We start from the raw sequence: 18,332 nt of genomic DNA, 5'->3' as shown, positions 1-18,332 counted from the left end.
TCACCTAGTCGTATTTCTCGCTCATGGATTGATAGGAAAGCGTGATTAATTCTTTTAATATTTCTTCATCAACCGCTTTTAGAGAACTGATATACAAACAAGATTTTCCAAGCTTGTGCTTACCCAGCTTTTTGAGCAAAGCCCCGTACTTCGAAAAGCCGTTCATGATATAAATTGAAAAATTCTGTTTTCTCGGCGAAAACCCGGTTTTAAACCAACGTCCACCAGCACCCGTATTTTTATACTCATAGGCACCAAAACCTACAATCGCACTTCCCCAGACAACCGCTTTGTCGCCGGTAATGCTCTTCATCATTTTGATCAGGCGTTTGGTATCTTCGAGTTTCTTTTCAGGAACTTCGGCCATAAACTCCGCCAGGCTGATCTGGCCTGCTTTAGTTTTCAGTTCTGACATCAGACACCTCGCATTCAAATCTCAACTGTAGACGCAGCATATCCAGACACTCGATACCATTTTCGATAATGGTTTCTGGATACTCGGAGAAATAATCAGGAACAATATGGTGAAGACGAAACCCCATCTTCTGATACAAGGCCAATTGCGACAGACTGGAGTTACCTGTTCCAATCCACAAACTACGAAGCCCGTCTTGCCGCCCCACCTCAATACAGTGTTGAATTAGCTGCTTTGCCAGGCCTTTACCTTGCTGCTCTAGGATAACGGCAATATTGATCAGTTCTGCTTCACCTTCTGATAAGGCCAGCTTTTTCCCATAGGCACTTTCAGCACCCAACAATAGAGCCAGGGCGATGGGTGATCCGTTCGTATTGACGGAAAATATTCGACAGTCAGGAAGGTAGTTCGAAATCACCTCGCGATCCGGGTCGGCCATTAACATTAAAGACCAATGCGCTTCATTGAGTTCATCAAGATGACATTCGTGAACCTTACGGTTTGGCATTGCGATTACGCCACTGCCAGAAACCCAACAAACCCCGAGCACAGACCAGCGCACCCAGGCCATTCAACAACGCCCCGCCGTAACGCCAGTAATCAGATGGCCACAGACTCGGGTCTTTTGTGTAAGCGGGGAGTACCGCTGAACTGGCAAGAAACATCAGCAAGACCGTCGCTACGGCATAGAGATAAGGCCAACGCCACACCCCCAAACCAATAGCAACGGCAAATCCCAGCAGCACGATGATTGTCGTTACTGAAGCCGTCGGGCCCAGAGCTTGCTCACCATTTGACAACAAAATCAGCCCTGCCACATTCCAGACGATACAGAGCATTAAATAATTAAATTGATACGCAAGGCTTGGCTTGATAAAGCTTAAGAGCGAAGCAGCTGGGCTCATAGATGGATTCCTTTTCTGCCAGCTTACTAGTAACTGGTCGAAGCAATCAAGCCCGAGCCGTTTCGCAGAAAAGGCTCAGTTAAAACGTGCAATCGAATACGGAAGCAGCTCGATATCGCTGTCCTCACCCGCCATATTCTGTGCCAGAAGTTTGCCGGCAATGGCGCCCCAGGTCAGACCCAAATGCTGGTGTCCGAAATTGAAATAAACACGCTTGTGCTTCGGTGCCTTGCCCATGACCGGAACCGAATCTGGAAGAGAAGGGCGACAGCCCATCCAGCGCTCATGGTGCGCCTGAACATCAAATGCTTGCAGAGCCTCTACATTTAACAAGGCTTTGGCGTGGGGCAACAGCATATCCGCACGACTGTAATCCGGTGCAGCATCCAGCCCCGCGAACTCAACCGTACCTGCAAGGCGAAGGCCATCGGACATTGGCGTCATGATAAACTTGCGCTCGGCGGAAGCCACCGGCCGACTCAGCAGCTTGTGCTCTGGAACCATCAAGTGATAACCGCGCTCGGTATCCAGGGGCACTTTGTAACCCAGTTGCTTGGCAAACGGTTTCGACCAGGCCCCAGAGCTGACCAGAATTTTATCGAAAATAAAATCTTTATGGCCACCTTCCTGCTCGGACTGCTCCGATTTGATGGCGCGCACTTTCACTGAGGTTTCAAATTCAATAAGTTCACTTGCCGCCATGGCGTAAAATTTTCCACCATTATCCAAAAAGTGGTCGGCAAGCTTTCGGCACAGGACCGCAGGATCACTGCTATGACCCACTTCGGTAAAATAGAGGCAAGCGCTCACGGAATCACTCAGCGCCGGCTCCAATGCCAAAGCTTCGTCTCGAGTCAAATACTCAACGGCCACGCCTTCGGCCAGAAAAGCCGCTTGCTGTTTTTTGATCTCGGATTCAGGTGTACTTTCAAAGGTAAGCAAACTGCCCGACAAATGCAGTTCGCCCTCTAACTCACAATGACCCAGCAATTCCTGATAACTCGATATAGCTCGCTCATTCAGTTGACGAATCAAACGCGAATTATGCCGTGAACGGCTGGGAAACATGTTCCAAAGAAATCGAAAAAACCAGGGCAAGGCACGCAGAAAATAGGCAGGCCTGACTCGAAACGGCCCCTTGGGATCCAGCAATATTTTAGGCAACTGGGGCAATAGGGAAGGGTCTGCCAACGGAAAAACCTGCTCACTGGCAAAATGCCCTGCATTACCCGAAGAAGCCTGAGTGCCTAGGCCTTTGGGGTCGAGCAAAGTGACCTCAAATCCGCGGCGCTGTAATTCAATGGCCGAGCAAATGCCGATGATACCGGCACCCAGGATGCCAACTTTTTCTACTGCCATAGTGTGCGCATCACTTCTTTATCGAATCAAAAAACCGTGTTTCAGCGGATCGTCCTGGTCCACCAGAAACTGGTTCACACCGGTAATAAACGCGGTACCAAACACTCTCGGGATTACCGCCGCTTTGCCCTCAAAATCCAGCTCTTCGGCAATCTCCACCTGCATGGCACTGCCAATGATGCTTTCAATATTAATACGCTGGCCTGGGCTTACTTCGCCACGGTGATGCAAGAGAGCAATTCTCGCGCTCACACCGGTACCTGTGGGCGAACGATCCACTTCACCGTCTGCAAAAATACAAACATGACGGGAATGGCTATGCTCTTCATCGGTCTTACGGGACGTAAAGATGGTGCCATAGAGGAAACCCAGGTCTTCTTCCGTCGGGTGTTTCAGGGGGTAGTCGGCCATAACCGCATGTTTGATTGAGCGCCCCAGTTGAATCAGCTGCTCGGCATTGTCAGGGCTACAGGCCACATCAATCGCATCGGCATCCACATAGGCATAATACGCACCGCCATAGGCAATATCGTAAGTAACTTCACCAAAGCCGGGCACCTGAACCCTGCAATCGCAGACTTCAACAAAGGATTCAACATTGTCGAAGCTAACCCCCAGCTCGCCCTGGTCATCACGCTCGGCATAAGCGGTAATTTTTCCGGCCGGCGCATCGATACCAATGGTGCGCTTGCTCCCATTTGCCACCTCCAGATTGGCGTATTCAGCTGCCATCGTGACCGCCGCGATAATGCCGTGACCGCACATGCTGGAGTAACCTTCGTTATGCATAAACAGGATGCCAAAATCCGACCCCTCGGTGGTCGGCTCAGTGAGCAAGGCACCATACATATCCGCATGCCCACGCGGCTCATACATCAACACCTGGCGCAGATGATCCAACTCGGATTGAAGGTGGCGACGTTTTGCCAAAATCGTATCACCCTGCACCTCAGGATAGCCATCCAGAATGATGCGCAGAGGCTCACCCTCTGTGTGGGCATCAATGGTGGTAAGGGTCTGAAATTTCTGAATTTTCTCCTGCTGGAGAGACAACTTAAAGCTCATAGGAAAAACGCCGGGAAAGAAAAGTGATTGTTATTGTATACAATATACACTATATTTCAATTCGTTCATTGGCCCCGCTGAGGCCCTGTCCTGCCCGGCTGTTTAAGCCGCAGGCGAGCCTACCAAATCGCGCGGTCAAAACCGGTTTCAGCGGGCGCAGAAACAACAAATGCCCCCACTTTTTAACACGCTTGATAAGGCCTAATACATGCGCAAAGGCACGTTTTTTTGCATCGATGCTCACACCTGCGGCAATCCGGTTCGCCTGGTGACCTCGGGTCATCCGGACTTGGTCGGTAATAATATGAGTGAAAAACGGCAGGATTTCCTCGCCAATCACTACTGGATTCTGGAATCCCTGATGTTCGAGCCCCGTGGTCACGACATGATGTCAGGCTCGTTTTTATACCCGCCCTGCAGTGACAACGCCGATGCCGCCATTTTGTTTATCGAGACCTCGGGCTGTCTGCCCATGTGCGGTCACGGCACCATCGGCACGGTCACGGCAGCGCTTGAATCCGGCCTGCTTCACGCCAAAACCCCCGGCCAATTGATTCTCGATGTACCCGCGGGCCAAATCCGGGTTGAATATGAGCAAAGAGATGGCAAGGTCGAGTGGGTAAAAATTTACAATATCGCCTCCTATCTCGCCCATCAGGATATTCAGATCAACGTGCCCGGCATTGGTGAACTCAAGGTCGATATCTCATACGGCGGCAATTACTACATTATTGTCGAGCCCCAGGAAAATTACCCAGGCCTTGAGAATTGGTCCGCCGCCCAGGTCTTGCAGTTCAGCCCGATTATCCGCGACATCATTAATGACACGGTTGAATGTGTGCACCCTGATGACCCCAGTGTCTGCGGTGCCTCGCACTTGCTCTGGACCGGCAAACCGCAAAAGCCGGGTTCCGATGGCGCCAATGCGGTTTTCTACGGTGACAAAGCCATTGACCGTTCACCTTGCGGCACCGGCACCAGTGCCCGCATGGCACAGCTCTATGCACGCGGCGAACTCAGCGTCGGCCAGGAATTTACCCATGAGAGCATTATCGGAAGTCAATTTGTCGGCAAAGTTGAAGCCGCCACGGAAGTCGCCGGTCAACCGGCCATGATGCCAAGCATTAAAGGCTGGGCCAAAGTGTTCGGTAAAAATTGCATCACCGTTGATGATGATGACCCTTACGCCTTTGGCTTCCAGGTTAAGTAATTTTAGTTTTTGAAGATGAATCGCCCGCTGCGGGCATGTTGAAAAACAGGAATGATTTATGAGTATTAGTGGCAAAAGTTTAGTTGCCGGCGTCTGGTTGGGCAGCGAAGCCGAGGGTCAGTTTCAGGCCTACAACCCAATAGCCGGCGAGAATCTGGCCCAGCGTTACTACAACGCCAGTCGCACAGACATCGACCAGGCCGCCCTACAGGCTGCGGCTGCCTTTCCAAGCTTTAGTCAGTTGAATGTCGAGCAACGCGCACAGTTTTTAGAAACCATCGGCGAAGAAATTCTGGCTTTGGGTGATGAGCTGTTAGAAACCACGGCTCTGGAAACCGGTCTGCCGATGATGCGCCTGCAAGGTGAGCGCATGCGCACAGTGAATCAATTGAGAATGTTCGCCCAATACATCCGTGAGCAGGCGAACGCCGAAGTGCTGGACGAAGCCGACCCAGCTCGCGAGCCACTGCCAAAACCCGAAACCCGCCTGCGCCATATTGCCCTTGGCCCGGTTGCTGTATTCGGTGCATCCAACTTCCCTTATGCTTTTTCAACGGCGGGTGGCGATACCGCTTCGGCGTTGGCGGCAGGTTGCCCGGTAGTTGTTAAAGGTCACCCGGCTCACCCGGGAACCTCAGAGCTGGTCGCCCAGGCGATTGATAAAGCGATCAATACATGCGGTTTGCACAGCGGTGTTTTTTCACTTTTTCAGAGCAGCAAGCCCGAAGCCAGCATTGAACTGGTGCAACATCCGGCCATTCAGGCGGTTGGCTTTACCGGTTCTATCCGAGTGGGCCAGCTGCTGCAGAAAGCCTGCTGGGAACGCACCCAGAACATTCCATTCTATGGCGAGCTGGGCGCGGTAAACCCGCAAGTTGTGATGCCTGCCATGGCAAACGACAACGCCCAGAATATTGCCCAGGGCCTGGTCGATTCATTGGTCATGGGTAATGGCCAGTTTTGCACCAATCCAGGCCTATGGCTGGTTCCGGAATCCGCCGGCGAATTCCGCCAGGCTGCCAGTGAGGCCATCCGCAATGCCAGCACCACCGCCTTGCTGACCCAGGGCATCAGCGCGGCTTATAGTGCCGCCACCATTAAGCTGGCCCAAACAGAGGGTGTTGAACTGCTGGCTGGCAATGAAGTGGAACAGCCACACTTTTCAGCCGCAAAACTGTTCAGCACCAGCGCCAGTGAGTTTCTGGCCAACCGCGAACTTCACGAAGAAGTCTTTGGTCCTGCCGCACTGATGGTGAGTTATCGCGACGAGGAAGAACTGCACAGCGTCATTGCATCACTGGAAGGCCAGCTGACCGCAAGCATACACGGTCTGGAACAAGACCTGGCGCAAGCCGGAAATCTGAGCCAGCAGTTGGCTCATAAGGTAGGGCGTCTAATTTACAACCAAATGCCAACGGGTGTTGAGGTGTGCTACTCCATGAACCACGGCGGCCCGTTCCCATCTTCCACCGATGTGCGCAGTACCTCGGTTGGTGCAGCGGCCTACCAGCGTTTTGTACGCCCTATTTGCTATCAGAACGCACCGGCTCACTTACTGAGCTGAGACCCGCGAAACGGTTCCTTTTTCCTGTAGTGTTTGGCCAGCTTGTCTGGCCTTTTTTTTGGGCGAAGCACCCCGGTTTTTCGCAGAACACTTAACCGTTATACTATGCATCAGTCAGCGCTCGCTAGCGCCAAAGATAACAACCGAGAAGCCTAATGGCCATTGTGCACAAAACCCGTAGCCAGCTGGTGGTGGAATCCATCCGCGAAAAAATCCTCAACGGTGAGATTAAATCCGGCGAACCTCTGCGTCAGGCCGCTCTGGCCGAAGAGCTGAATGTCAGCCGCATTCCTGTCCGTGAAGCGCTGTTGCAGCTGGAGGGTGAAGGTCTTGTGCATTTTGAACCTCACAAAGGCGCCACCGCCACCGAGGTTTCCGCCGAGCAGGTTGATGAACTGTTTGAGCTACGCGCTATGCTGGAAGCCGAGCTGCTCAAACATGCTTTTGACTCGCTGACGGAGGAGGATTTTGCCAAAGCCGAATACATACTCGATCGCTTGGCCAAACAGGATGATGAAGACACCCAAAGCCACAGTGGCGAACTGAACCTGGATTTTCACCAGCACCTCTATCAAAAAGCCAAGCGCCCACAAACCCAGGAAATGGTTCGCACCTTGAATAAAAGTGCCGATCGCTATGTGCGCATGCACTTGATGCTTGCCGGTGGTTTCACCACTGCCGCGCAAGAGCATCGAAAGATTTTGGAGCTGTGCCGAGCAGGCAAACGCGATGAAGCCTGTGAATTTTTGCAACAGCATATTCTCAATGCTAAAGAAGACATCAAAGCTCTGTTGTTAAAGATGGAAGCCTAGGATCGCTTCGCAAGCACTCAACACATAATCGGACTCAAGGAACCGTATTCACTACTGAGAGGGCAATAATGGATTTTAAACTGCTCATATTGCTTATCCCGGCATTTTTTGTTGGCTATGTGTACTATCGACTGCGCTTGCAGAAACAAAAAAAGTACATCCAGAGCTTTCGTTTTAATTCCCTGATTGCCAAAAAAATAAAAGAAAAATACCCTCACTTAAGCGATGATGATATCGCTTTGGTATTCAACGCACTGCGCGACTATTTCACGCTTTGCCACATGGCCAAACGAAAAATGGTTGCCATGCCTTCTCAAGTTGTTGATCTCGCCTGGCATGAGTTTATTCTTGTCACTCGTTCCTATCAGGAATTTTGCAAGAAGGCCTTTGGGCAATTTCTGCATCACAGCCCAAGTGAAACCATGCCCAGCCCGGTAAGCGCACAGGAAAGTATCAAACGAGCCTGGCGCCTGGCCTGTGCTCAACAGGCCATTAACCCCTCAAGACCTGTTCGGCTGCCTTTGTTATTTGCCATCGACAGCCGACTCAACATTGAGGATGGATTTCACTACAGCCTGGATTGCAAACGAAACACCAGCACACAACTGGACGGCAATAAAAGCTACATCGATTATTGCGCTGCCCACATTGCTTGTGCATCAGGTTGCGCCGGCATTTCGGGCGATGTCAGTAGCGATGGCTCAGGCCTGTTTTCCGGAAGCGCCGACAGCAGTTGCGGCGGCGGGTGTGGAGGTGACTAGATGCTGTCTTGTCAAATTTATGACGTTTTGGAACTCTGTTGCATTTATCACCTGGCCATCAAGGTAGAATTGGAAAGCGGGCAGTGTGTTCATGGTGTACCAAGTGATCTTGGTAAAGATCACAGTGGCGATGAGATTCTTGAAATACTTTTGCACGCCGTACCCAGCAAAACCAAACACGCGATCAAACTTAGCCAAATTGTGTCTATTGAAGCACTGGTACAAAACCCTCACTTTGATAAAGTGGAATTCCTCCCTGAAAATAAAAAGTGATTGCCGTCAAATGAAACCACAGAGTGGTAATTATTGAACAGCAATAAAGATCCGGTAAAAGGAACTTTATTCTTGGGGAAATGCTCAAATGCCCATAAGCATAATGAGGTAATCTATTATGGGTTGGCTTAAAAAATTCGCCTTTATAATACTTGGTTTTGGCGCATTGCTCGTCGGAATTTGGCATCTATACTTGGAAGACTATCAAAAGCATCGTATCCTCCAAGGAGCTGATCGGCTTATGGCATCCCAGCATGCCACCAACGAACACTGAAGATTATGACTCTGCTCAATGAACAACTCATCCTCCAGGCGTGGAATCACAACGCCTCACCGTGGATAGAAGCCCTCGAAGCTCGTGAAATTACCAGTCGCGAGCTGGTGACCAATCAAGCTATTTTGGAAACCCTGCAAGATATCCCAAGCCATAGCGTACTCGACCTAGGTTGTGGGGAAGGCTGGTTAAGCCGCGCATTGGCCGCAGAAGGTCGCAAGGTGGTCGGGGTTGATGCAGTTCCCATGTTTTTAGAGACCGCCAAGGCCAAAGGTGGTGGCGATTTCAAACTCTGTCGCTATGAACATATTTGTCGACGTACCGTGGGTTCAACGGTTGACTTGGCGGTCGCCAATTTCTCATTGCTGGGTCGACAATCAGTGGAGTTGGTCTTCAGACGCCTTCGCCCTCTGTTGAACTACGGCGGGCATTTTGTGGTTCAAACACTGCATCCCCATACAAGCTGTGGTGATTTACCCTATAAAGATGGCTGGCGAGAAGGCAGCTGGGCAGGCATCAGCGAACGCTTTCAGGAAGCGGCGCCCTGGTATTTCAGAACCCTGGAAACCTGGCTCCAGCTGTTCAATGAAACCGGTTACAGCCTGCAAACAATCAAAGAGCCGGTAAATCCAAACACCCAGAAAGCGGCCTCGATTATTTTTGTTGCCCAAAAGATAGATGTGTAATACACATCGCCATGAAGGAAGCACAGTTTTATTGGGGGCCATTTGCTAGAGGCTGTTACATCGCCGCTTGGTGTTTTTGCCCCGTTTTTATGTGGACAAACCCCAAAGTTCTTTTGAGCTATCTTCCCTTATTGATGTTTCTGGGTCTCGGCCTTCGCCCACTGCTTGAAGCCACTGGCCTCTATCATTTGTTTCAGGCAATTCTGTTAAAACGGGATGATGCAGCCTGGGAAAAGATCAACAAAACCCACCGACAAAAAGTGAATCAGAAGGAGCGCAGCAATAGTTTGAAGCAACGGCGGGTGAAAGATCCACGCCTACCGAAAAACTGGTAAGCGCTTAAACATTTTATGACAGCAGATTTTCGCCTAGCGTTTTACATAGCGGCGATTAAACCACCACAAGCCCGCCGAAGTGACTAAACCAATACCCGCAAAGATGACCCACATTAAACCGGGCTGCCCCCATTCCTTGGCCACGGTTCCGTAACCCCAACCCGACAGCAATCCGGCAAACAAAAAGCCCAGGGCCATAGAAACAAAATAATAGCCCATATACAAAGCAGCCTGATTTTTAGGCGCGATATTCGCAACGTATTCCTGGCTTTTGGGTACGGTGACCATCTCACCAAAGGACATCATCACCACAGCCAGCACAATCGTACCGCCACCCAATGCAACGCTGCCGGAAGTCAAAGCCACCAGTAAGCCCAGCACAAAAATAATCACACCGGCGATGATCACATTAATGGCTTTGAAACGCTGGCAGACATAGCTGACCGCAATCTGGCCAAAAATAATCAGGGCGAAACCAATATTGACGATGTACTCAGGATTGACCTGGCGGTAATTCTGTTGCCACTGCAAAGCAATGTCCCGTGCATCAGAGCCTTGGCGAATGGCCTCCAATGCCGTTGCGATTTCAGCTTCAGGAACCATAACTTTCAAATGCACCAACTCCAGGCGTAACTTTTCCAAACTTGTCGTCACATCCTGGCTTGCCAGTGATTGCAGCTTGTCTGTCAATGCATCGACATTCACAATCGCAAAAAAGTCGACCGCGCTCTGGCCAAAGAAACTGATAAAGGCGATAACATCAGCCGTATCAATATAGTCGCGCAGGTACAGAGGCAGGGTATAAAACAGCTGGTTATACACCGCCCAAAACCCCGAAAGAATACCCAAATAAATCGCAAAGGGTACATTACTGACTCGAATTCTCTGCTGCCACCATGCCGCCTCTTCCGCATCCGAAGCGAACTTATTCCAGACCACATTCAACACTAACCATGCCACAATTCCCCCAAAGGCCAGGGGGTAACTGAGCCAATCGGCACCCGCACACATCAACAAAATAATGCAGGGGAAAATCGTCATGGCGAAGCGCGCATTTCCCAAAACCTGCTGAGCTTCCTGCAACACCTGCTTCAAACTCTTACTGGCCTGGGCGTCCGCTTGTTCCGGATCACGGGGATCGGTATATAAAAATGCTGCTGGAAAAAAGTTAATGCAGATCCACAGCGCCGACATCAAAAACACCGCATCCCAGCTAATCGCCCGAACATAGCCCGCAACAAAAGGTCCGATAAAGCCGCCAACATTCACCATGGTATAAAAAATACCAAAACCTAAACCGCGGTTATGCGCATTGGTGGTTAGCGAAATGGTTCCTTGCACCACCGGCTTAAAACAAGCCGCGCCCAAGGCAACCGCAAAGAAGGCCAGGAAAAAGCCTCCGAAGCTGCTGGCTTGCCCAAGCAAATAATAGCTCGGCGCCATAATCGCAAAGGACAGCAAAAACATTTTCTTAAAGCCATAACGGTCAGCCAGGGCGCCAGTGATGACCGGAAGAATATAGAGAAAGAAGGGAATAATGCCCTGCAAGGCACCGCGTTGAGATTCGGTAAAACCCACGCCCCCCTGGTCGACCGGGGTAGTCATGTACACCGAGGACACCGTAAAAAAACCATACCACGCCAGGCGCTCAAAAATTTCCATGCCATTGGCAACATAGAAAGACCTGGGAAATGCCGAGCTCGCCGGCGAGACTGCTGTCGTTGACATTAAATCGCCACCATTGTCTGTTGTTATTGTGATCTTCGGGATTGGCGCTTCAATGCCACCCCGGATACCGGAACAAGTGTGGAATATGGAAATGCCGCGGTGAATGGCGCCCAATCACAATTGTCGCATTATGCACTTGTCCTGTAATTGGGCATATTGTATAAAATATACAATTTAGTCAATAACAAAGGACCCGGCATGACGAATAATAACTCCAAGCCCCAATCACCGATTCAATCTATTCGTCAGACCTATTCAGCATCTCGCTCCCGCACACGGTCTTTTCTGCGGCACAGCGGTATCGTCAACGCCTGCTGTCTCGCAGCCCTGGGGTTAAGCTCTTGCAGCCCTCAAACACCCAAAACGCCGACCGCAATGCCTCAAAAAGCCGAATTGAGTATCCCCAAACCCTCGGAAATGAAGGCCGACGTCAAGGTCGAGGGCCGCTTGTCCACCCTGTTGGCGATGGACATCAAGAAGCTGGGACGACAAATTCCCTATACCTACAGTGCGGGTAAAATCTCCAATAGCCCGGGCTATGAGTGGTGGGTGAGCAAGCATTTCGCGATCAAGAGCGATCTGCCCGAAGCCAAGGTAAAGCTCTATCTGGAACTGCTGGAAATGTCTTACCCCCATTACGTCGAGCTGTTCGGGGCGGAACCGGCCAATATCGACAATCAACGCATTGCGGTGGTCTATGGCAAAAGCCGGGCGAGCACCCGCAATACCATGCTCGACGATGGCTTCCGTCGCGGTGTTCACAAGAATGCTGGTGGTGAAACCATGTATTACAACCGCGCTGGTTACAGCTTCCCTTCCAGCCGTGAACAGCATCAACGCTATATCGTCATCCATGAAACCATGCATGCTTACCATATGGCGTTGAGTGGCCACTCCACCTGGGCACCGAACTGGATTACTGAAGGCCTGGCTGACTCCATCGCCAGCCATGTGTACTACCCTGAGCGTCAGCAACTGGCGGTGATGGTCCGCGACCGGGCTCCCATGAGCTACCTGATCAGCGGCCTGAAACAGTTTTATGCCGCCGATAAACCCGGCATCGCTGAAATTAATGATGACCCCGCACTCAAACGTGGCCTCAACTTTTTTATCATTCACTTTTTACTGAGCGATCCCGAGCGAGCACAATACTTCGCCTGGTTCCGCGATCAACTGATGGCCGCCAATCCGCATTCCGAAGCCACTTTACCCACCGCCAATAAATTACTGAAAGAGGTGTTCCCGGATTGGGATCAATTAGAGGCAGCCTTTCAGGAATACGTCAAAAGCCAGAACAGCAGTTTCCATATTGCCTCGGGCCCGTGGGAGCAGGATGGCAGCGCCTACTGGATTCGTGTGCAGGAAGAAAAACAGCAACCACGTCTGGATATTGGTATCAATCCAAAGGGTGAACTGCTGAGCACCATGCAAAACGCTGTGGATTTCCCGGGGCCTCTGGCAAATCCGCTCATTATTCCCGCCGCCGAATCTCAACTGGGATTACTGGTGAAATACCAACCCGGACAACTTCACCGTGGTCAGGTGGGTATCGGTCTGGGGCTTGAACTGCACCCCGAAAACCAGGCTTATCGCAAAGACTATCAAGTCGTTAAGGAAGAAACTGAAAACACTAACGACAACAAGACAAGCAAAAACGAAAAAGCAAAAATCAAACGTCCCGACTACGCGCTTGATAGCTACTTCCCACTATGGATGAAAGAAGGCCGTTATTTGGTTTTTGAAGGGCCCCAATATCAAGCCTTTGCATTGAACCCCCAGCTGCTTGATGCAATGAAAAAACAAAACGAAAAAGGCGCAAAGCTTGGCATCAACCTTAGTATTTCCAATAACAGCTTGATCGTTGAACTGCGTAGCGAGCTTAATGGTGAGTTGATCAAACAACGTGAAACAATCTCACTGTCTGAGGAGCAAATTAAACGCCTGAGAAACAGCGCCATAAATCTGTTAGCCAACAATGTCAGCCATCGCCTGACACCTTATTTGCAGTTCCCCAATAACGCTCAGACACCGCGATCAGAAGGGCAAACCAAAATTGTCAGCAACCCCTGGCAATTTGTCGACATGCCCAAATTACAACGCGTATTCCGTGCTTGCCTGCACGAACAGAACACCGAGCTCGCCAAGCAATGCTCAGACACATTGCCCACCATTTATGCGAGCCTGAACAACGAGCATCAACAGGCTTCAGCGACACTCAGCACACTGGAAAACGCTCTGCTGGCAAGTGATAACCAAGACACACTGAAACAACTGGCGGGCCTGAATAATCGATTGCGTTACAACCGTGGAAAACCTCAGCTGTTGAGCGAGATCGCTGGCGACGCCACATTGAACAGCACCCTCAGCTGGAAACAGCAGGAACAAAATCTTGACCAAAGCATCGAGCAATCGCTGTCAAACCATGCCGTTGCTGACCTTCACAACGTCAAGGCCAGCACACTGAACTTAAAGCAAAAGGTAAACTGGAAAGGTAGACAATTCACCATCACCGAAGAATTTGAAAACCCGGGCTTCGATGGGGTCTGCATGGTAGATCGCAATAATCTGCGTGATGGCAAATTGCAAAACCTGGTCAAAATTACCGGCCCTTATTCTGGCAAAACCAAGGGCACATTACGGATTGATGTCATGCCGAGCCAGGCCGTTCGCAATAGCGTACAAACTGTCGATGTCGAAATCGCGCCCTATGAAACCAAAAGTTTCAAACAGCTTTTTGAGTTAAATCCAGATTACAAAGGCCCTATCACCATCCACAGCTCAGCTAATCTGGACGTGGATGGCGAAGCAATTTATCTGAGTCAGGATCAGCGTATAAACCAGTAATAAAGTACTATGGTTTTGCACAGGTATATGCATCAGCGACGTATACCTGTGCAATCTTTCGAACCCACACCCACTCTCAACGCGCCTCATAAGATTCCTTCCATCCAAAACAATCACTGTTTTATCGGTACAATAAGCACTTCTTAAAACAATCAGTTTACATTCGGCTCCCAAATGTAGATTATCTATACCCCTCGAAAAGCATGGTTTCTAAAAACCTAAACCTTTGCACAGCATTTTTATATAAGGATAAATGCTCATGACGAGATGGATTTCCCATTTTGCTTTTGGTTTGGCCTTAGGGCTGTTCAGCTTACCTGGCAGCGCACAAATGTTTTCAAATCCAAACAACACCGGTCAATTGTTGCTTTATCCGCTCTACACCACTAGTAGAAACAACGACACCTACATTTCTGTGGTCAATACCACTGCCGACTATAAAGCCATCAACGTCAGGTTCCTTGAAGCCATGAATGGCCAAAGTACGCTGAGCTTTTACATATATCTCGCTCCCCACGATCACTGGGCCAGTGTAGTTTCCGATGACTTTTCCATTGATAGTACGGCACTCATTACTGCCGACACATCATGTACGATCCCAAACCTTATTGCCTCAAAAGCGGCGGGCACTTTGGGTGAGCGAGTACTGCTTACTCCAGAAAAATATAGAGACAACGGTCCGGAGGCCGATGAACAACACAAAGATGCTGAGCGCACGATGGTAGGGCATATCGAAATCATTGAGATGGGAACATTCAACTATGAAAAGGTTGGTGGAGGTGATGACCTTGTCGACAATCACCCAGTCACAGGCCAAGATTTTAGCATCGACAATCAGAAAGCAATTACAGCACTCAAGCACTCGATGAACCATAGGTACGGATACGGCTCTCCACCCAATGACTGTGCTGCTTTAGAATCAGCTTGGCAAGCCACGGATAGAAAAGCTGAATCAATAGATAGTCCAGAAGGCGCATTTTACTACGCAAAGCCCGAACATGGGGCAGGTGACTTCAGTTCAGCAGCCATCCCTTTGGCTGCCCCTACAGGAGGCCTTTATGGTTATGGCATAATAATCAATGTATCTGAGGCCACTGCAATTCAATATTCAGCAACAGCCATCGACGGATTTATGTCCGGGAGCTATCACCCACACCCAGGTGGAGACGAGCCGGGTATTGATGATGGCGTTCCATCGGCGCTGATTGAAAATAGCAAAGGGTTAAACAGTATCTTCCTCGCGGGATCAATGGCCGAAGCTGATTTCCAAAGTAACTCCGAAGCAAAAACAGCGGTGGCCGGAAACCAGGTTTCGCTTATTCATGTCGACCGCACGCCCGGGAAAACAGCTTCCCACCTCGCCGGAGGCGGGCAGATTATTTCCGCCATAAGGGAGTCAACACACAGTGATAATTTCAGCCACTATGGCGATACTCGTAATAAGAACAGCTTTACAGAAGTTATAAGCGGGAAAACCCTAAAAGGCTTACCCGGCTCCAAGGAAGCACTAAGTGCACTGTTAAGCCGCAGCTCGGTAAGTAATGACTATGTTTTGGAGCCCGCCTTAAATGCTGCTACCGATTGGGTGATCACTTTACCCACCAAACGGGATTTCGTAAATCTTGCTCAAATAGGTGAAACTGGCGCCGAACAACACCGTTTTGCTCAAGCCCCCTTCTCCAGCCTTTGGGATCACAGCAATACCAACTCCTGCGATCACGTAGCCGCAAATTATTATGGTCGAGAGCAACAACAAGACGCCTTGCTTGCATCTGGCGACCTTGGTTCCGCGACCAACGACAGCCAGGCAAGCCTGTGTTTTCAAACCAATCTCTTCAGTTTGAGTAATGATGAACCGGATAGCAGCACAGACCTGCTGCTGAACTCAAGTACTCTGGGCTATATGTACAAAAAAGTCACTTTGACCAGGGGTTTCGAAAACGGCTGGCTCGAATTTAATCTCGATCACGATCAACTCAAATCAGACAATCAGCGAGAGGCACTTATCGGACGTTCAGGAACCGCTGGACAAGTAACTGCCGGAGTGAAAACTCTGTCCGTTAAGGGGCTACCAGCGATTGGTTTTGCTATTCAAAAATATATCAACAATTCGGCTACATCGGCGGGAGCAATAGCGAATTATGCTATTTCAAAGCCCCATCAAGGCAGCAGAAATATTAGTCATGACATATCGAAATAGAATACGGGCACGTGTTATAGATTCAAATTAATACTCGACCTGAACAGCCTCAAAGGAGTGACAAATGACTATTAAACCTTCACAGATTGCCCTGAGTTTTCTTGGCACACTGATGAGTGCTATATCGAGTGCGCAAATGTATCTTGACCAAAGCGGTCAGGGTCAGCTGCTAATGTACCCCGTCTACACCGCAGCCAACGGCAATGATACCTATATGTCATTGCTCAACAGCACTGACGATTATAAAGCCGTCAGCGTACGCTTTTTACAAGCCGATGATGGCCAATCTGTATCCGGTTTTTATCTATACCTATCCCCCAGAGATCACTGGTCAGCAGTGATTACGAAAAACCCGAATGGTGATGGTGCAATTATCCGCACGGGCGATACCTCTTGCACAATCCCTTCACAGCTCGCTGCTACAGGATCGAATTCTATTGGGGCAACGCTGACGTTTGAAGAAGCAGAGAACAGCAAGCTGCCATACAATCTAATCGGTCATATTGAAGTTATTGAGATGGGTACTCTGAATTATGAACGCGCAGGTGCAAATGATCTTCACCCTATCACTCAGCAGATATTCAGTGCCGATAACCAAAAGGCTATTGATCAATTAAAGAGCTCCATTCGCCATGTGAACAACGTACCCGTAAATTGTTCATTACTCTCCGCTGCATGGCAGGCACCTTCCAACAACCCCCAGAACACGGTTCCTTCTTCATCGGCATTTTATTACCCCGATACTGACAACGGCCCCGGAGATTTCACTCAAGTCCGGCTTCCTTTAGCAGCGCCGAGTGGCGGCTTGTCGGGTCATGGCATTATTATCAATGTACCCGATGGTACCGCTGTTCAGTATGAAGCCGTTGCGGTGAACAACTTTATGTCTGGTAGCTATCACCCCACCCCTGGCGGTAATGAACCGGGTATTGATGATGGTGTACCCTCGGCCGTTTTAAGCACTACCGATGGAAAGAAAGCCATTTTTCTACCTGGGCCATTGGTAGATACCGAATCCGAAGACATTCAAAATAGCGGGGTTATACCTGGTGATAAGGTGTCCTTGTTCCATGTTACCCGAGTACGTGACGCGACTGGTTCTCGACTGGCTGGAGGTGGGCAGATCATTGCAGCTATAAAGGATAACAATAGCCGTGATAGCTTTCACTTTTACGGTGATCACAGTTCCAACAACTCGTTCCTTGAGGTCATCGGCGGCGAACAAGGCCTAGGTCTACCAGGATCTAAGGAAGCTCTATCAGCATTGCTCGGGCACAACAGCATCGTCAATGATTATGTTTTGGACCCCTCGCTGAATGCCAATACAAACTGGGTGCTAACCTTTCCCACAATTCGAGATTTTATTGTTTCAAGGCCACAGGGTTCAACAACCAAACATATGGTTCAACTACCGTTCACCAGCCCATATACCAGGCAAGATTTTCCTTGTGCCCAATTTACATTTGAATACTGGGATCGTCTTACTTATAGACATGAAGCGGGAGTGTACAATACTAGTGGCTTTCTTACTCCTACTAATCCGCGCCCACCAGAATTATGCTCAGCGAATAATGTTGTCAGTTTCTCTAAAAAAATCAATATTCTGAGTAGTGAGAGATCTGGAGAAAACGTCAATCATAGTATTGAATTAGAACAAGGCTTTATAAGTGGTTGGGCAAAACTTAAATTTTTGCACCTCGACAAAAGGCCTCTGGTCGGTCGATCAGGAGTACAAGGACAGCAAACTGCCGGTGTTTCAGCCGTGACCGTTCAGGGTTTGCCAGTTATCGGTATTGCGATTCAAAAGTATGTTAACAACTATGTGATTAAAAGCGGAGCGGTTGCGAACTACTCCATCGCATTGAAACATAGCTTCACGACAAATATATCAACGGATTAGC

At 49.7% G+C, this 18,332-nt stretch carries 16 protein-coding genes; 10 read left to right on the top strand and 6 right to left on the bottom strand.

All coding sequences use genetic code 11. The features are described from left to right. Nucleotides 1-4: 4 nt before the first annotated feature. The 5 genes from G8768_RS03355 to G8768_RS03335 all read right to left on the bottom strand — a co-directional run bounded on the left by G8768_RS03355 (nt 5) and on the right by G8768_RS03335 (nt 3,744). Complete coding sequence (locus G8768_RS03355) at nt 5-415, bottom strand: DUF1801 domain-containing protein (protein WP_166851381.1); 411 nt, start codon at nt 413-415, stop codon at nt 5-7. Further along, a complete protein-coding gene (locus G8768_RS03350) occupies nt 396-923 on the bottom strand; it encodes a GNAT family N-acetyltransferase (RefSeq protein ID WP_166851384.1) in 528 nt (175 codons plus the stop codon). The genes G8768_RS03355 and G8768_RS03350 overlap by 20 nt, the downstream gene beginning before the upstream one ends. Next, nucleotides 910-1,320: a DUF4175 domain-containing protein gene (locus G8768_RS03345; RefSeq protein WP_166851388.1), complete on the bottom strand. Its 411-nt coding sequence runs from the start codon at nt 1,318-1,320 to the stop codon at nt 910-912. Before G8768_RS03345 ends, G8768_RS03350 begins: the two co-directional genes overlap by 14 nt. Nucleotides 1,321-1,395: 75 nt before the next feature. Further along, nucleotides 1,396-2,679, bottom strand: coding sequence for an NAD(P)/FAD-dependent oxidoreductase (locus G8768_RS03340; RefSeq protein WP_166851391.1), 1,284 nt, complete (start codon nt 2,677-2,679; stop codon nt 1,396-1,398). Between the two features lie 18 nt (nt 2,680-2,697). Next, the gene (locus tag G8768_RS03335; RefSeq protein WP_166851394.1) at nt 2,698-3,744 is read right to left on the bottom strand and encodes a proline racemase family protein; all 1,047 of its coding nucleotides are present in this window, start codon (nt 3,742-3,744) and stop codon (nt 2,698-2,700) included. A 208-nt stretch (nt 3,745-3,952) separates the two neighbouring features. Between G8768_RS03335 and G8768_RS03330 the strand changes: the two genes are divergently transcribed. The 7 genes from G8768_RS03330 (at nt 3,953) to G8768_RS03300 (ending at nt 9,659) form a co-directional block, all read left to right on the top strand. Further along, entirely contained in the window at nt 3,953-4,954 is a 1,002-nt protein-coding gene (locus G8768_RS03330; RefSeq protein WP_166851397.1) for a 4-hydroxyproline epimerase, read from the top strand. 58 nt (nt 4,955-5,012) lie between these two features. Beyond that, complete coding sequence (locus G8768_RS03325; protein WP_166851400.1) at nt 5,013-6,518, top strand: aldehyde dehydrogenase (NADP(+)); 1,506 nt, start codon at nt 5,013-5,015, stop codon at nt 6,516-6,518. A gap of 155 nt (nt 6,519-6,673) precedes the next feature. Continuing rightward, nucleotides 6,674-7,330 (top strand): GntR family transcriptional regulator, encoded by a 657-nt coding sequence (locus G8768_RS03320; protein WP_166851403.1) that lies wholly within the window; start codon nt 6,674-6,676, stop codon nt 7,328-7,330. Between the two features lie 68 nt (nt 7,331-7,398). Next, on the top strand, nt 7,399-8,091 hold the full coding sequence (locus G8768_RS03315; RefSeq protein ID WP_166851406.1) for a glycine-rich domain-containing protein: 693 nt from the start codon (nt 7,399-7,401) through the stop codon (nt 8,089-8,091). After that, nucleotides 8,092-8,364, top strand: coding sequence for a Rho-binding antiterminator (locus G8768_RS03310; protein WP_166851409.1), 273 nt, complete (start codon nt 8,092-8,094; stop codon nt 8,362-8,364). 279 nt (nt 8,365-8,643) lie between these two features. Further along, a complete protein-coding gene (locus G8768_RS03305; RefSeq protein WP_166851413.1) occupies nt 8,644-9,324 on the top strand; it encodes a class I SAM-dependent methyltransferase in 681 nt (226 codons plus the stop codon). 113 nt (nt 9,325-9,437) lie between these two features. Beyond that, nucleotides 9,438-9,659 (top strand): hypothetical protein, encoded by a 222-nt coding sequence (locus G8768_RS03300; protein WP_166851416.1) that lies wholly within the window; start codon nt 9,438-9,440, stop codon nt 9,657-9,659. Between the two features lie 33 nt (nt 9,660-9,692). Here G8768_RS03300 and G8768_RS03295 read toward each other — a convergent pair whose 3' ends face one another. After that, nucleotides 9,693-11,387 (bottom strand): MFS transporter, encoded by a 1,695-nt coding sequence (locus tag G8768_RS03295; protein WP_166851419.1) that lies wholly within the window; start codon nt 11,385-11,387, stop codon nt 9,693-9,695. Between the two features lie 198 nt (nt 11,388-11,585). Between G8768_RS03295 and G8768_RS03290 the strand changes: the two genes are divergently transcribed. The 3 genes from G8768_RS03290 (at nt 11,586) to G8768_RS03280 (ending at nt 18,331) form a co-directional block, all read left to right on the top strand. After that, the gene (locus G8768_RS03290; RefSeq protein ID WP_166851421.1) at nt 11,586-14,231 is read left to right on the top strand and encodes a hypothetical protein; all 2,646 of its coding nucleotides are present in this window, start codon (nt 11,586-11,588) and stop codon (nt 14,229-14,231) included. Between the two features lie 259 nt (nt 14,232-14,490). After that, complete coding sequence (locus tag G8768_RS03285; protein ID WP_166851423.1) at nt 14,491-16,431, top strand: hypothetical protein; 1,941 nt, start codon at nt 14,491-14,493, stop codon at nt 16,429-16,431. A 64-nt stretch (nt 16,432-16,495) separates the two neighbouring features. Then, a complete protein-coding gene (locus G8768_RS03280; protein WP_166851425.1) occupies nt 16,496-18,331 on the top strand; it encodes a hypothetical protein in 1,836 nt (611 codons plus the stop codon). The last annotated feature ends 1 nt before the right edge of the window (nt 18,332 follow it).

The sequence above is a fragment of the Pseudoteredinibacter isoporae genome, assembly GCF_011602085.1.
GTDB classification, from domain to species: Bacteria; Pseudomonadota; Gammaproteobacteria; order Pseudomonadales; family Cellvibrionaceae; genus Pseudoteredinibacter; species Pseudoteredinibacter isoporae.
The sequence above is the reverse complement of the archived record's forward strand: the minus strand, read 5'-3'. Positions and strand labels throughout refer to the sequence as shown.

Coding starts and splice junctions, on each gene's coding strand:
- G8768_RS03355 (WP_166851381.1), bottom strand. CDS start 415: ATGTCAGAACTGAAAACTAAAGCAGGCCAGATCAGCCTGGCGGAGTTT.
- G8768_RS03350 (WP_166851384.1), bottom strand. CDS start 923: ATGCCAAACCGTAAGGTTCACGAATGTCATCTTGATGAACTCAATGAA.
- G8768_RS03345 (WP_166851388.1), bottom strand. CDS start 1,320: ATGAGCCCAGCTGCTTCGCTCTTAAGCTTTATCAAGCCAAGCCTTGCG.
- G8768_RS03340 (WP_166851391.1), bottom strand. CDS start 2,679: ATGGCAGTAGAAAAAGTTGGCATCCTGGGTGCCGGTATCATCGGCATT.
- G8768_RS03335 (WP_166851394.1), bottom strand. CDS start 3,744: ATGAGCTTTAAGTTGTCTCTCCAGCAGGAGAAAATTCAGAAATTTCAG.
- G8768_RS03330 (WP_166851397.1), top strand. CDS start 3,953: ATGCGCAAAGGCACGTTTTTTTGCATCGATGCTCACACCTGCGGCAAT.
- G8768_RS03325 (WP_166851400.1), top strand. CDS start 5,013: ATGAGTATTAGTGGCAAAAGTTTAGTTGCCGGCGTCTGGTTGGGCAGC.
- G8768_RS03320 (WP_166851403.1), top strand. CDS start 6,674: ATGGCCATTGTGCACAAAACCCGTAGCCAGCTGGTGGTGGAATCCATC.
- G8768_RS03315 (WP_166851406.1), top strand. CDS start 7,399: ATGGATTTTAAACTGCTCATATTGCTTATCCCGGCATTTTTTGTTGGC.
- G8768_RS03310 (WP_166851409.1), top strand. CDS start 8,092: ATGCTGTCTTGTCAAATTTATGACGTTTTGGAACTCTGTTGCATTTAT.
- G8768_RS03305 (WP_166851413.1), top strand. CDS start 8,644: ATGACTCTGCTCAATGAACAACTCATCCTCCAGGCGTGGAATCACAAC.
- G8768_RS03295 (WP_166851419.1), bottom strand. CDS start 11,387: ATGTCAACGACAGCAGTCTCGCCGGCGAGCTCGGCATTTCCCAGGTCT.
- G8768_RS03290 (WP_166851421.1), top strand. CDS start 11,586: ATGACGAATAATAACTCCAAGCCCCAATCACCGATTCAATCTATTCGT.
- G8768_RS03285 (WP_166851423.1), top strand. CDS start 14,491: ATGACGAGATGGATTTCCCATTTTGCTTTTGGTTTGGCCTTAGGGCTG.
- G8768_RS03280 (WP_166851425.1), top strand. CDS start 16,496: ATGACTATTAAACCTTCACAGATTGCCCTGAGTTTTCTTGGCACACTG.